The sequence below is a fragment of the Rhodobacter sp. Har01 genome (assembly GCF_020564565.1).
Taxonomy (GTDB): domain Bacteria; phylum Pseudomonadota; class Alphaproteobacteria; order Rhodobacterales; family Rhodobacteraceae; genus Pseudogemmobacter.
Genome location: NZ_JAJCTD010000044.1, coordinates 1 through 363, shown reverse-complemented (window position 1 = coordinate 363; position 363 = coordinate 1). Strand labels below are relative to the sequence as shown.

Annotated in this window: 1 protein-coding gene; it reads right to left on the bottom strand. The window is 68.6% G+C overall.

What is annotated here, in order from left to right; all coding sequences use genetic code 11:
- Window positions 1-363 (bottom strand): EF-Tu/IF-2/RF-3 family GTPase (locus LHP98_RS19740; RefSeq protein WP_264473862.1); only part of this gene is annotated, 363 nt, incomplete at both ends.

Genomic DNA, 363 nt, shown 5'->3' with positions numbered 1-363 from the left:
CGCGGTCGATGCCGCGCAGCAGCGCGCCGATGTTGTCGCCGGCCTCGCCGCGGTCCAAGAGCTTGCGGAACATCTCGACGCCGGTGCAGACCGACTTGACCGTCGGGCGGATGCCGACGATCTCGACTTCGTCACCGACGTTGATCACGCCGCGCTCGACCCGCCCGGTGACCACGGTGCCGCGGCCCGAGATCGAGAACACGTCCTCGATCGGCATCAGGAACGGCTGGTCGACCGCCCGCGCCGGGGTCGGGATGTAGTCGTCCACCGCCTTCATCAGCGCGCGGACCGAATCCTCGCCGATGTCCTTGCGCTCGCCGATCATCGCCTGGTGGGCGCTGCCCTTGATGATCGGGATGTCGT